The organism is Microbacterium sp. NPDC058021, from assembly GCF_042885955.1.
Classification (GTDB): Bacteria; Actinomycetota; Actinomycetes; order Actinomycetales; family Microbacteriaceae; genus Microbacterium.
Genome location: NZ_JBHVRF010000001.1, coordinates 1 through 13,295, shown reverse-complemented (window position 1 = coordinate 13,295; position 13,295 = coordinate 1). Strand labels below are relative to the sequence as shown.

Below are 13,295 nucleotides of genomic sequence, written 5' to 3'. Positions count from 1 at the left end.
CACCGGATCTCTCAGGGACCTCCTCGGTGTGGCGCGTAGAATCTGTTGGTGATCCCCGAAACCGCGCTCGCACACGCCGACTCGCTCATCCGCACGATCCCCGACTATCCCCAGCCGGGCGTGCTCTTCCGCGACGTCACCCCGCTGCTGGCCGATGCCGCCGCGCTGCGCAGCGTGATCGACGCGATGATCGCCCCGTTCGCCGGCGAGTTCGACGTGGTCGCCGGCATCGAGGCGCGCGGCTTCCTGCTCGCCGGCGCCATGGCGACCGCCGCCGGCGTCGGACTCGTGCCGATCCGCAAGGCCGGCAAGCTCCCCCGTCCCGCCGCCGCCGTCTCGTACACCCTCGAGTACGGCACCGCCACGATCGAGGCGCACGACGACATCGCCGACGGCACCCGTGTGCTGCTGGTCGACGACGTGCTCGCCACCGGCGGCACCCTCGTCGCCGCGCACGAGCTCATCGGCCTGCTCGGCGGCGTCGTGGTCGGCACCGCCGTGCTCATGGAGCTCGAGGGCCTCGGGGGCCGCGAGGCCGTCGGCGACGTGTACTCGGTCTTCACCGCCTGAGTCGCCGGCACCGCGGGCTGCGGCATCCGGCCCGCATCATGTCGCGGGCGTAGGCGATGACACGGACGTAGGATGCCGCGCACGCGAACGGTCCTACGCTCGCCACATCTCCTACGCTCGTCGCGCTCGTCGCGCCCCGCCGCGTCCGCTCAGGTGCGGACGACCACGTTGAGCGGCTCTTCGCCCGCCAGCATCCGCTCGGCCTGACGTCGGATGAGCCGCGCGATGCGCGGGCGCATGGCGCTGGACGCACCTCCCACGTGGGGCGCGATCAGCACGCCCGGCGTGCCCCAGAGCGCGTGTCCCTCGGGCAGCGGCTCGGGGTCGACGACGTCGAGTGCCGCGCGCAGGCGGCCCGACGCCGTCTCCGCCACGAGCGCATCGGTGTCGATCAGCGAGCCGCGGCCGACGTTGACCACGAGCGCGCCGTCGGGCAGCAGGGCCAGGGTGTGGGCATCGAGGATGCCGCGCGTTTCCGCGCCGCCGGGCAGGGTCAGCACCACGATCTCGGCATCGGCGAGCAGGTCGTCGAGTTCGTCGATGCCGTGCACGTGCACGCCGTCCTCGTCGCGCGCGGTGCGGGCGACGACGGTCAGCTCCACCTCGAACGGCGCCAGTCGCGCGGCGGTGGCCTTGCCGACGCCGCCGTAGCCGATCAGCAGCACCCGGCGGTCGGCGAGGCTCTGCGAGAACTGCGGCCGCCAGCGGCCCTCGCGGGTGTCGACGGCGAAGTCGTCGAGGTGGCGCTGCGCGGCGATGGCGAGCCCGACGGCGAGCTCCGCGGTCGACGTCTCGTGCACGCTCGCGGCGTTGGCGAAGACGAGACCCGCGGGCAGCACGTCCTCGATGCCCTCGTAGCCGATCGATTGGCCCTGCACGAGTCGCACGTCGATGTCGGCGAGGCGCGGGAGCGTCGATCCCTGGCTCATGTAGGGCGGCACGACGATGTCGATGCGGGCGCGGGGAGCGGCCGATTCCATGTCCCACACCACCACCTCCACGCCGTCGGGGAGTGGTTCCAGGTCTCCGGCGAGCCGGTCGGTGGGGACGCTGACGAGGACGCGAGGGATGCCGGGGGTCACGATCCGACCCTACCGACGACCGCCGCGCGGAGGGTCAGGCGACGGATGCCGCCACAGCCGCGATGGCCGAGGTGAAAAACGTCAGTCCGTCGACGCCCGAACGCATCGCCACGGACGTGTCGGGGCCGAAGCCGGGTTCGACGGCGTGCTCGGGGTGGGGCATGAGTCCCACGACGTTGCCGCGCTCGTTCGTGATGCCGGCGATGTCGCGCAGCGACCCGTTGGGGTTGACCCCCAGGTAGCGGAGGGCCACGAGGCCCTCGCCCTCGAGCCGGTCGAGCTCGGACTCCGAGGCGATGTAGCCGCCGTCGGCGTTCTTCAGCGGGATGACGATCTCCTGCCCCGCCTCGTAGTCGCTCGTCCACGCGGTCGTGGCGTTCTCGACGCGCAGACGCTGGTCGCGGCGGATGAACTGCTGGTGCGCGTTGCGGATGAGGCCGCCCGGCAGCAGGTGCGCCTCGACGAGCATCTGGAAGCCGTTGCAGATGCCGAGCACCGGCATGCCCTTGGCCGCGGCATCCTTCACCTCGGCCATGATCGGCGCGAGCGCGGCGATCGCGCCGGCGCGCAGGTAGTCGCCGTAGCTGAACCCGCCGGGCAGCACGAGCGCGTCGACGCCCTCGAGGTCGTGCGAGCCGTGCCAGAGGGCGACCGGCTCGGCGCCGGACAGGCGGATGGCGCGGGCGGCGTCGCCGTCGTCGAGCGAGCCGGGGAAGGTGATGACCCCGACCCGGGCGGTCATTCGACGACCTCGATGCCCACGACGTCCTCGATGACGGCGTTGGAGAGGATCTCGTCGGCGATGCGCCGGGCGGTGGCGAGCACCTCGTCGGTGACCTCGCCGTCGACGGTGAGCTCGAAGCGCTTGCCGATGCGCACGCCGGTGAACTCTTCGACCCCCAGGCGGTCCAGTGCGCCCGAGACGGCCTTCCCCTGCGGATCCAGCAGCTCGGCCTTGGGCATGACGTCGACGACGATGGTGGGCATGTGGGGGCTCCGGATGTCGCGGGAAGGGTGCCGGGCCAGTCTACGGGGACACCGCCGAGCGCCGCCGCCGCGGTGGGAACCGGACACCGTTACGCAAGCGTGATCAAAACGTGGGAGCGCTCCCTTGACGCTCATGGGAGCGATCCCATAGCGTCGAGGTCATCGGTGAGAGCGCTCCCACGGGAGGGCACGGGCCGACGCACCAGCCATACCCACACCACAAAGGAGTGACACGTGAAATCACGCGCACTGCGGCGCACCGCCCTTCTGGCGGCCGTCGCGACCACCTCCGCGCTCGTGCTCGCCGGCTGCGCCGGCGACGGCGGCGGGGACGCAGGCGACGGCGAGGCCGAAGGGGGAACCCTGACCCTCGCCACCTTCAACGACATGGGCTACTCGGACGAGCTGCTCGCGGAGTTCACCGAAGAGACCGGCATCGAGGTCGTCCACAACAAGGCGGCCACCTCCAACGACGCCCGCGCCAACTTCTTCCAGAAGCTCGGCAAGGGCGGCCTCGCCGATGTCGAGGCCGTCGAGGTCGACTGGTTCACCGAGATGATGCAGTACTCCGACCTCGTCGTGCCCGTGCCCGACGACCTGAAGGGCCGCTGGCTCGACTGGAAGGAAGCTGCGGCGACGGATGCCGCCGGCAACCTGGTCGCGTACGGCACCGACATGGGCCCGCAGGCGGTCTGCTACCGCCAGGACCTCTTCGAGGCCGCCGGCCTGCCCAGCGACCGCGAGGCCGTCGCCGAGCTGTTCCCGACGTGGGACGCCTTCTTCCAGGTGGGTTCGGACTACGTCGCCAAGACCGGCAAGCCGTTCATCGACTCGGCCAACTCGGTGCTGCAGGGTCTGGTCAACCAGCTCGAGTTCGCGTACGAGGAGCCGGACGGCACCATCATCGCCGCCGACAACCCCGACATCCGCGCGGCCTACGACACGGTCATCGACCAGGGTCTGCCGATCTCGGCTTATGCCGGACAGTGGAGCGACGACTGGTACGCGGCCATGGCCGGTGGCGAGTTCGCCGCCATGCTGTGCCCGCCGTGGATGCACGGCATCATCGCCGGTGAGGCTCCCGACGTCGCAGGGTGGGACATCGCCAACGCGTTCCCCGAGGGCGGCGGCAACTGGGGCGGCTCGTACCTCGTCGTCCCCGCCGACGGCGACAACGTCGAGGCTGCCCAGCAGCTCGCCGACTGGCTGACGGCCCCCGAGAACCAGATCAAGGCCTTCGTCAACGCCGGTACCTTCCCGAGCCAGGTCGAGGCGCAGGACAGCGCTGATCTGACCGGCTTCGTCAACGAGTACTTCAACGACGCCCCGACGGGTGAGATCGGCATCGACCGCGCCAACGCGATCACCGTGTCGACCTACAAGGGTCAGGACTACTTCAAGTACCACGACGCACTGCAGAACGCGATCACCCGCGTCTTCGACGGCCTCGAAGACAAGGAGACCGCCTGGGAGACGTGGCTGACCGAGATCAGCGGCTTCTGACGCACGGTCTCGACCACTGAACCACGGGGTGCGGGCCGCCCGCTCGGCCCGCACCCCGTGACTCCCGACAACGAAAGGCGATCGTGACCGCTACCGACACCCGCCCGGCGACGAGCGCCGAGGCATCCGATCAGCCGCAGCGACCGCCGCGTGTGATCTCGTTCTCGCAACGGCTGAGCAAGTGGGACCTGAAGGTCTCGCCCTACCTCTACATCTCGCCGTTCTTCATCATGTTCGCGATCGTGGGCCTGTTCCCCATCGCCTACACCGCCGTCATCTCGTTCATGGATTGGGACCTCGTCCGCAACTCCGGCGAGTTCGTCGGCTTCGACCAGTACATCTGGATCCTGTCGCAGCCCCACTTCTGGACGGCGCTGCGCAACACCTTCAGCATCTTCGTGCTCTCCAGCGTCCCGCAGCTGATCCTCGCGATCTTCATCGCGGCGGTGCTCGACCGCAACATCCGCGCCAAGACCTTCTGGCGCATGGGCGTGCTCGTGCCCTACGTCGTGGCCCCCGTCGCCGTAGGCCTCATCTTCAACGCGATGTTCGCCGACAAGTCCGGCTTCATCAACAGCGGGCTGGAGCTCATCGGCATCTCCGCCATCCCGTGGCATGTCGAGCCCTTCTGGAGCCACGTCGCCATCGCCACGATGGTCAACTACCGCTGGGTCGGCTACAACGCCCTCATCCTGCTGGCGGCCATGCAGGCCGTGAACCGGGACTTCTACGAAGCCGCCACCGTCGACGGCGCCGGCCCCGTGCGTCAGTTCTTCAGCATCACGATGCCCTCGCTCAAGCCCACGCTGATCTTCGTCATCATCACCTCGACCATCGGCGGTCTGCAGATCTTCGACGAACCGCGCATGTTCGACCAGTTCGGTCGCGGCGGTGCGGGCCAGCAGTGGCTCACCATCACCCTCTACCTGTACGACATCGGGTGGGGACAGTGGAACTTCGGCCGCGCAGCGGCGATGGCCTGGATCCTGTTCATCATCATCCTCGGCATCGGCCTGATCAACCTGCTCATCACCCGCACGATGGTGCGCGATGAGGGGTTGCGCTCGGAGCTCAGCAAACGCCAGCAGAAACAGGCCGTTCGCGCCGCCAAGAAGCAGGTCAAGGAGGCCCAGCGATGAGCATCGGAACCACTCCGCCCCTCGCGATCGTCGAATCGGGCATCCCCAACGCCGCCAAGCGACGCCGCGGCGCCAAGGCCATCCGCATCCGCGGTGCCCGGCCCGGGTTCTGGGCGTACGCGGCCCTCGGCGTCGTGTTCCTGTCCGCCGTGTTCCCGCTGTACTGGTCGTTCATCATCGGCTCCGGCGACTCCACGACGCTCCGCGGGGACTTCCCGTGGATCCCGGCGGGGAACTTCATCGACAACGCCGTCTCGGTCATGACCAACCCGGCGGTCAATTTCTGGCCGGCGCTGTGGAACTCGATCTACAGCTCGTTCATCATCGCCGCGGCCGTCGTCATCACCTCGACCCTCGCCGGGTGGGCGTTCGCCAAGCTGCGCTTCCTCGGCGGACCGGCGCTGCTGGTGTTCGTCGTGGCGACCATGGCCGTGCCGCAGCAGCTGGGCGTCGTCCCGCTGTACATCCTGTTCGCCGACCTCGGGTGGACCGGTGAGATCGGCGCGATCATCATTCCGGCCCTCACGAGCGCCTTCGGGGTGTTCTGGATGACGCAGTACCTGCAGCAGGCCGTGCCCGATGAGCTCATCGAGGCCGCCCGTGTGGACGGGGCATCGATGATCCGCACCTTCTGGACCGTCGGCGTCACCGCCGCGCGCCCCGCCGCCGCGATGCTGTTCCTGTTCACCTTCGTCGGCTCGTGGAACAATTTCTTCTGGCCGTTCATCGTGCTCGATCGCCAGAACCCCACGTTGCCCGTCGCGCTCTCGCTGCTGCAGTCGAACTACTTCGTCGACTACTCCATCGTGCTCGCCGGGGTGGTGCTCGCCACGATCCCGCTCCTGCTGCTGTTCATCTTCGCGGGCAAGCAGCTGGTCAGCGGCATCATGGCCGGAGCGGTGAAGGGCTGAGGCCATGAGCACAATCACACGAGAGGACTCCGTCCGCATGTCGGCACGTAGCCGCCCCTTCCCCGCCGACTTCCTCTTCGGAGCCGCCACCGCGGCCTACCAGATCGAGGGCGCCGCACACGAGGACGGGCGCAAGGATTCCATCTGGGATGCCTTCTCCCGCGTCCCCGGCGCCGTCATCAACGCCGACAACGGCGACGTCGCCTGCGACCACTACCACCGCTACGGCGACGACGTGGCGCTGATGAAGCGCATGGGGCTGCAGACGTACCGGTTCTCCACCTCGTGGTCGCGCGTGCGCCCCGACGGCGGCGCGCTGAACCCGAAGGGCGTGGACTTCTACAAGCGGCTGACCGACGAGCTGCTCGAGGCCGGCATCGTGCCGTGGCTGACGCTCTACCACTGGGACCTGCCGCAGGCCCTGCAGGAGCAGGGCGGCTGGACCAACCGCGACACCGCCGAGCGGTTCACCGAGTACGCCGTGGACATGCACGACGCGCTCGGTGACCGCGTGCAGGCGTGGACGACCCTCAACGAGCCGTGGTGCTCGTCGTTCCTCAGCTACACCGCCGGCATCCACGCCCCGGGGCACCAGAGCGTGCGCGAGGGTGTGCTGGCCGCCCACCACCTGCTGCTCGGACACGGCCAGGCCGTGCGGGAGCTGCGCGTGCGTGACTCGTCGCTGCAGCTGGGCATCACGCTGAACCTGACGGTGGCCGACCCGGTGGACCCGACGGATGCCGCAGACCTCGACGCCGCGCGGCGCATCGACGGCCAGTTCAACCGCTGGTTCCTCGACCCGATCTTCCGGGCGGCCTACCCCGCCGACACCGTCGAGGACATCCGTGCGGTGGATGCCGAGGCGATCGCGGCGCTCGAGGAGGCGGTGCGTCCGGGTGACCTCGAGGCCATCGCGACTCCCATCGACACCCTCGGCGTCAACTACTACCACGGCGAGTTCGTCGGCGGCCGGCCGCCGGCCGTGCCGGTGACCGGCGGGGATGCCCCGACCGACCGCCGCGGTTCGTCGCCGTTCCCCTCGCACCAGGGCATCCACTGGCACGACCGCGGTCTGCCGCGCACCACCATGCACTGGGAGGTGCAGCCCGAAGGACTGACCCGCCTCCTCCAGCGCGTGCAGGACGACTACACCGGGGCCAACGGGGTGCCGCTCTACGTCACCGAGAACGGTGCCGCATACGACGACGTCGCCGTGGTCGAGGACGGCGAGGTGCGCGTTCACGACGCCGAGCGCGCGCAGTTCGTGCGGGTGCACCTGGGCGCGATCCTCGACGCGCAGGATGCCGGTGTCGACGTGCGCGGCTACTTCTACTGGTCCCTGCTGGACAACTTCGAGTGGGCGTGGGGGTACGAGAAGCGTTTCGGCATCGTCCACGTCGATTACGACACCCAGCAGCGCTCGGTCAAGGACAGCGGTCGCGAGTACAGTCGGATCATCGCCGAGCGGGCGCTGGACGTCCCGCCGGCGGGCTAGCCACGACGTCACCGGGGGACGCATGAGTACCGACGAACTGCGCGGTGCGGTGACGATCGAAGAGGTCGCCGCCGCCGCCGGCGTCTCGCGTTCAACGGTCTCACGCGTCGTCAACGGTTCGACCGCGGTCAGCCCCACGGCGCTGGAGGCGGTCAACCGGGCGATCACCGAGCTGAACTACGTCCCCAACCGGGCGGCGCGCTCGCTGGCGCGGCGCCAGACGCTGGCGATCGCGCTGGTGGTGCCCGAGGACACGACGAGGTTCTTCGGCGACCCGTTCTTCGCGGCGGTCGTGTCGGGCATCAACGCGCGCATCAGCCGGTCGGACTACGTGCTGAACCTGATCCTCGCCAACGACGATCCGCGCGACAAGACGACGAGCTACCTGCGCAGCGGCGCGGTCGACGGCGCCGTCATCGTCTCGCACCACACCAGCGACACCTTCATCGACCGCATCGCCGCGAGCGTTCCGGTCGTCTACGGCGGGCGCCCCGTGCGCGAGCGCGACAACGACTACTACGTCGACGTGGACAACGTCGCCGGCGGACGCGTCGCGACCCAGCACCTCATCGACGGTGGGCGCAGGCGCATCGCGTCGATCACGGGCCCGCTCACCATGCCCGCGGGCGTGGACCGGCTGCAGGGCTACCGCGAGGCGATCGCCGCCGCGGGGCTCGAGGAGGCGGCGATCGAGGACGGCAACTTCACCGTCCAGGGCGGCGCGCGGGCGATGCAGCGCATCCTCGAGGCGGGCGTGGAGTTCGACGGACTGTTCGTCGCCAGCGACCTGATGGCCCGGGGAGCGCTCACGACCCTCGCGCAGGCCGGCATCCGGGTGCCCCAGGACGTCGGCATCGTCGGCTTCGACGACTCGCCGGTCGCGACGACCGTGACCCCCGCGCTCACGACGGTACGCCAGCCCTCGTACGGGCAGGGCGAGCAGATGGTCTCGATCCTGCTGGAGCTCCTGCACGGCGGGCGCCCGCCGCACGTGACGATGCTCGACACCGAGCTGATCGTCCGCGACTCCGCCTGACCCCGCTCCGCGCCCCGGTCGCCGCACCGCGCCCTGCCGCCCTGCCGCCCCGCGCCGCCCCGCCTGATCGCTGAAACGACAGTTGGCGGCCGAGACATTGGGAACTTCCCATCGTCTCGGCCGCCAGCTGTAGTCTCACGGTCCGGGTGGCGGCGGCGGTCAGTCCTGGGGGTCGCCGCCCAGCTGGCCGACCGCGGGGATGGGGCCGCCGTCGTCGGCGCCGGTGCGGCGCCAGCGGGCGATGGCATTGCCGCCGTGGTAGATCGCGAGGGCGGCCACCGTGCCGAGCACGATCGCGCCGAACTGCAGCGAGCCCCAGTCCATCGTGAAGCCGGCGATCGCGATGATGAACGACACCGCCACGGTGTACTGGTTCACCGGGCGGGAGAAGTCCACGCGGTTGTCGACCCAGATCTTGATGCCGATGACGCCGATGAGCCCGTAGAGGGCCGTCGTCACGCCGCCGAGGACCCCGGCGGGGATGGTGTTGAACAGCGCGCCGATCTTGGGCGAGAACGCCAGCAGGATCGCCACGAGACCGGCGACCCAGTACGCCGCGGTGGAGTAGACGCGGGTCGCGGCCATGACGCCGATGTTCTCGCCGTATGTCGTCGTCGCCGATCCGCCGAAGCCGCCGGCGAGCATCGTGGCGGCACCGTCGGCGATGAGCGCCCGACCGGTGTGCTTGTTGATCGAGGGGTCCTCGGTCATGGTCGCGACGCCGCGGACGTGACCGACGTTCTCGGCGATGAGCACGAGCACGACCGGCAGGAACATCGGCACGAGCGCCCACGCGGCGGGGTCGGCGAGACCGGCGAGGTGGAACTCCGGCAGGCCGATCCATGCGGCCTCGTTCACCGAGGTGAAGTCGATCTGACCGGTGAAGGCGGCGACGAGGTAGCCGACGATGACACCGAGGAAGATCGAGATGCGGCCGAGGAACCCACGGAACAGCACGCTGAACAGCACGACCGCGACCAGGGTGATGGTGGCCAGCTCCGGCTGCAGGCGGAAGTTGTTCCAGGCGGCGGGGGCGAGGTTGAAGCCGATGAGCGCGACGATCGAGCCCGCCACGACCGGCGGCATGAGCTTCTCGATCCATCCCGTGCCCACCGCCTGCACGACGAAGCCGACCGCGGCCAGCAGCGCACCGGCCACGACGACGCCCACGAGGGCCTGCGTCAGCTGCTGCGGGTTCTCCAGCGGACCGCCGGCGTTCAGCGCGGTGATCGGCGCGATGAACGCGAACGACGACCCCAGGTAGCTGGGCAGGCGGTTCTTGGTGATGAGCAGGAACAGCAGCGTTCCGAGTCCGGAGAACAGCAGCGTGGTCGACACCGGGAAGCCGGTGAGGATCGGCACGAGGAATGTGGCGCCGAACATCGCGACCACGTGCTGCGCGCCGATGGCGACGGTCGCGCCCCAGCTCAGACGTTCGTCGGGCTTGACGACGGCTCCGCGTTCGACGTGACGGCCGTCACCGTGCAGGCGCCAGATGGCCATGGGACTCCTCGGGTAGGAACGGGGGATGTGCTGGAGTCAGATTATCGGCGAGATGCGTGAGCGGATGCCGTGTGTGACCTCAGTCGCCGGTGAGGCGCTCCAGCAGCTCCCGGTAGCGGTCGGCGGTGCGCCGGACGATGTCGTCCGGGAGCGCGGGCGGTGTGCCCTCCTTGTCCCAGTTGGCCGCCAGCCAGTCGCGCACGATCTGCTTGTCGAACGAGGCCATGCGCGCGGCGGGGGTCGTGCCGCTCTGCCAGGCCGCGGCATCCCAGTAGCGCGACGAATCACTCGTGAGCACTTCGTCGGCGAGGGTGAGCGCGCCCTGGTCGTCGAGGCCGAACTCGAACTTCGTGTCGGCGAGGATCAGCCCGTGGCGTTCGGCGGTCGCCGCAGCGCGCGCGTAGATCTCCAGCGAGGTGTCGCGCAGCTCGTGCGCGCGCTCGGCGCCGACGAGGTCGATGGTCTGTGCGAACGAGATGTTCTCGTCGTGCTCGCCCATCGGCGCTTTGTACGCGGGGGTGAAGAGGGGCTCGGGCAGCCGGTCGCCGTCTTCCAGCCCCGCCGGCAGCGGGATGCCGCACACCGTGCCGTCGGCCTGGTACTCCGCCCAGCCCGACCCGGTCAGATAGCCGCGCACGACGCACTCGACCGGCAGCATCTCGAGCGAGCGCACCACCATCGCCCGCCCCGCGACGGCCTCGGGCGCGAGCGGGTGCGGCTGGTCGTCGTCGCCGAGCACGACGTTCGCGGCGAGGTGGTTCGGGATGCCGCGCCCCCCGTCGGCGCCGGCGAGCTGGTCGAACCACCACAGGCTCAGCGTCGTCAGCAGCACGCCTTTGCCCGGGATGCCGGGCTCCAGCACGAAGTCGAATGCGCTGACGCGATCGCTGGCGACCACGAGCATGCGGTCGGCCACCGCCTCGTCGCTCGTGGCGGCATCCGGGACGTAGAGGTCGCGCACCTTGCCGGAGTAGACGTGTCGCCAGCCGGGCAGTTCGGGGGAGGTCACGTGCCCATTATCGACGGTGGCGGCAGGTGACCTGCCCGTGCGGCCCTCGCGGGCGCGCGCCGGGCGTAGAGTGCGCCGTGGACCCGACCAGGGCGATGGCCGCGCGACGAGGGAGTGCGAACCCGTGACCGAATCCGATACCCGCGCACGGCGCGCGCCCGCGCCGCGTCCGCCCGCGGCATCCACCCCCGAACGCGGACCGTGGCCGGCGCTGTGGGCGCTCGTCATCGGGTTCTTCATGATCCTGGTGGACACCACGATCGTCTCGGTGGCCAATCCCGCGATCAAGGCGGCGCTGGATCCCGCGACGAGCAACCTCGACAACGTCGTCTGGGTCACCAGTGCCTACCTGCTCGCGTACGCCGTCCCGCTGCTGGTCACCGGGCGCCTGGGCGACAGGTTCGGGCCGAAGAACATCTACCTGATCGGCCTGGCGGTGTTCACCCTCGCCTCGCTCGGCTGCGGGCTCTCGCCCACCCTCGACGCGCTCATCGCCTTCCGCGCCGTGCAGGGCCTGGGGGCTGCGCTCATGACGCCGCAGACGATGGCCGTCATCACCCGCACGTTCCCCGCCGACCGCCGGGGCGCGGCGATGGGGCTGTGGGGCGCGACCTCGGGTGTCGCGATGCTCGTGGGACCGCTCGCCGGCGGGCTGCTGGTGGACGCGCTCGGGTGGGAGTGGATCTTCTTCGTCAACCTCCCCGTCGGCGTCATCGGGTTCGTGCTGGCGTGGCTGCTGGTGCCCACCCTCGAGACCCACCCGCATCGGTTCGACATCGTGGGGGTCCTCCTCAGTGCCACGGCGCTGTTCCTCATCGTGTTCGCGCTGCAGGAGGCCGAGCACTACGACTGGGGCGTCATCTGGGGCCCGGTGACGGTGTGGATGCTGCTCCTGGCGGGCATCGCGGTGCTCGGGCTGTTCCTCTGGCAACAGGTGCGCACGCGCAGTGAGCCGCTCGTGCCGATGGTGCTCTTCCGTGACCGCAACTTCGCGATCGCCGGCATCGGGATCACGACGGTGGGGTTCATGGCGGCGAGTATGTCGCTGCCCTTCATGTTCTTCCTGCAGCTGGCCCGCGGGCTCACCCCCACCGAGTCGGCGCTCGTGCTCGTGCCGATGGCGGTGGCCGCCGGCATCCTGTCGCCCTTGGCGGGGCGGCTGCTGGACCGCACCGATCCGCGGTTCCTGCTGGTGCCCGGAATGCTCGCGGTCTCTGCAGCGCTCGTCTGGTACGCGGTGCTGATGAACCTCGACACCCCGATCTGGATGTTCCTGCTGCCCTCGGCGCTCATGGGTGCCGGGCAGGCGGGACTGTGGGGACCGCTGGCGACGACCGCGACGCGCAACCTCGCGCCGCGGCAGGCCGGAGCCGGATCCGGCGTGTACAACACCATGCGCACCATCGGCTCGGTGCTCGGCTCCGCGGCGATCGCGGCCGTCATGCAGGGGCGGCTGGAGGCGAACCTCCCCGGGATGGATGCCGGTGGGGGCAGTGCCGGCGGCGGGGCGCTGCCGCCCGAGGTCGCCGCCGGGTTCGCGACGGCGATGGCGCAGGCGACGCTGCTGCCGGCCGGGGTGATCCTGCTCGGCATCGTCGCCGTGGTGTTCCTGCGCCGTCCGCCTGTGCCCGCGCCGGAGCGGCCTGGTCCCGCGTGATCATGCGGAACCAGGGGTGCGACACGCCCGGGGGGTAGGCCCGATTTGCCGGGTCCCCAGGATCCACGTATTGTTTTTCTTGTTGGCCCCACAGGGACAGCGGAGAGGCTGAGAAGCCCCGCTCCCCTCATGCAGTCAACAACCCCCACCTCTTACACACACCCTCCGGGGCGTGCTATGATGGGGAGTCCGGTTCACGGAAACCAGGTCAGGGACCACTGCTCGGCGTCATGCCGAGCGAAGCGCCGATCGGGTGGACACCGGACAAACGATTAGTTGCCCTGTGGGCGAGGCCGTGAGGCTGAGCAGCAGGAGCATCCGATCCTTGAGAACTCAACAGCGTGCACTTGTCAAATGCCAAATAACCTCGTCCCGGTTTTTACCGGGTGAGATTCCTTTGGAT

General features: G+C 69.8%; 12 protein-coding genes. 7 read left to right on the top strand and 5 right to left on the bottom strand.

Annotated elements, in window-relative coordinates; all coding sequences use genetic code 11:
* Positions 1 to 51 precede the first annotated feature (51 nt).
* Positions 52 to 570, top strand: coding sequence for an adenine phosphoribosyltransferase (locus tag ACFVR6_RS00060; protein WP_386958791.1), 519 nt, complete (start codon positions 52 to 54; stop codon positions 568 to 570).
* A gap of 149 nt (positions 571 to 719) precedes the next feature.
* Here the strand turns inward: ACFVR6_RS00060 and ACFVR6_RS00055 are convergent, their stop codons facing one another.
* The 3 genes from ACFVR6_RS00055 to purS are packed head-to-tail and all read right to left on the bottom strand — an operon-like array spanning position 720 to position 2,639.
* A complete protein-coding gene (locus ACFVR6_RS00055) occupies positions 720 to 1,652 on the bottom strand; it encodes a 2-hydroxyacid dehydrogenase (protein ID WP_386957638.1) in 933 nt (310 codons plus the stop codon).
* A 34-nt stretch (positions 1,653 to 1,686) separates the two neighbouring features.
* The gene (gene purQ / locus ACFVR6_RS00050) at positions 1,687 to 2,394 is read right to left on the bottom strand and encodes a phosphoribosylformylglycinamidine synthase subunit PurQ (RefSeq protein WP_386957636.1); all 708 of its coding nucleotides are present in this window, start codon (positions 2,392 to 2,394) and stop codon (positions 1,687 to 1,689) included.
* The gene (gene purS, locus ACFVR6_RS00045) at positions 2,391 to 2,639 is read right to left on the bottom strand and encodes a phosphoribosylformylglycinamidine synthase subunit PurS (RefSeq protein WP_386957634.1); all 249 of its coding nucleotides are present in this window, start codon (positions 2,637 to 2,639) and stop codon (positions 2,391 to 2,393) included. Before purS ends, purQ begins: the two co-directional genes overlap by 4 nt.
* A gap of 234 nt (positions 2,640 to 2,873) precedes the next feature.
* On the opposite strand from purS, the gene ACFVR6_RS00040 reads away from it, so the two are divergent.
* From ACFVR6_RS00040 to ACFVR6_RS00020, 5 genes are all read left to right on the top strand, one after another.
* Complete coding sequence (locus tag ACFVR6_RS00040) at positions 2,874 to 4,142, top strand: ABC transporter substrate-binding protein (RefSeq protein WP_386957632.1); 1,269 nt, start codon at positions 2,874 to 2,876, stop codon at positions 4,140 to 4,142.
* A gap of 83 nt (positions 4,143 to 4,225) precedes the next feature.
* A complete protein-coding gene (locus ACFVR6_RS00035) occupies positions 4,226 to 5,281 on the top strand; it encodes a carbohydrate ABC transporter permease (protein ID WP_386957630.1) in 1,056 nt (351 codons plus the stop codon).
* The gene (locus ACFVR6_RS00030) at positions 5,278 to 6,192 is read left to right on the top strand and encodes a carbohydrate ABC transporter permease (RefSeq protein WP_386957628.1); all 915 of its coding nucleotides are present in this window, start codon (positions 5,278 to 5,280) and stop codon (positions 6,190 to 6,192) included. Before ACFVR6_RS00035 ends, ACFVR6_RS00030 begins: the two co-directional genes overlap by 4 nt.
* Before the next feature lie 37 nt (positions 6,193 to 6,229).
* Complete coding sequence (locus ACFVR6_RS00025; protein WP_386957626.1) at positions 6,230 to 7,687, top strand: GH1 family beta-glucosidase; 1,458 nt, start codon at positions 6,230 to 6,232, stop codon at positions 7,685 to 7,687.
* A 22-nt stretch (positions 7,688 to 7,709) separates the two neighbouring features.
* Positions 7,710 to 8,723, top strand: coding sequence for a LacI family DNA-binding transcriptional regulator (locus ACFVR6_RS00020; RefSeq protein ID WP_386957624.1), 1,014 nt, complete (start codon positions 7,710 to 7,712; stop codon positions 8,721 to 8,723).
* A 159-nt stretch (positions 8,724 to 8,882) separates the two neighbouring features.
* Here the strand turns inward: ACFVR6_RS00020 and ACFVR6_RS00015 are convergent, their stop codons facing one another.
* Together ACFVR6_RS00015 and ACFVR6_RS00010 are read right to left on the bottom strand one after the other, a co-directional pair.
* Positions 8,883 to 10,226: a uracil-xanthine permease family protein gene (locus ACFVR6_RS00015; RefSeq protein WP_386957622.1), complete on the bottom strand. Its 1,344-nt coding sequence runs from the start codon at positions 10,224 to 10,226 to the stop codon at positions 8,883 to 8,885.
* 79 nt (positions 10,227 to 10,305) lie between these two features.
* Positions 10,306 to 11,235 carry a phosphoribosylaminoimidazolesuccinocarboxamide synthase gene (locus ACFVR6_RS00010; RefSeq protein WP_386957620.1) on the bottom strand — a complete coding sequence of 310 codons (930 nt, stop codon included), beginning with the start codon at positions 11,233 to 11,235 and terminating at the stop codon, positions 10,306 to 10,308.
* Between the two features lie 124 nt (positions 11,236 to 11,359).
* On the opposite strand from ACFVR6_RS00010, the gene ACFVR6_RS00005 reads away from it, so the two are divergent.
* The gene (locus ACFVR6_RS00005; protein ID WP_386957618.1) at positions 11,360 to 12,892 is read left to right on the top strand and encodes a DHA2 family efflux MFS transporter permease subunit; all 1,533 of its coding nucleotides are present in this window, start codon (positions 11,360 to 11,362) and stop codon (positions 12,890 to 12,892) included.
* The last annotated feature ends 403 nt before the right edge of the window (positions 12,893 to 13,295 follow it).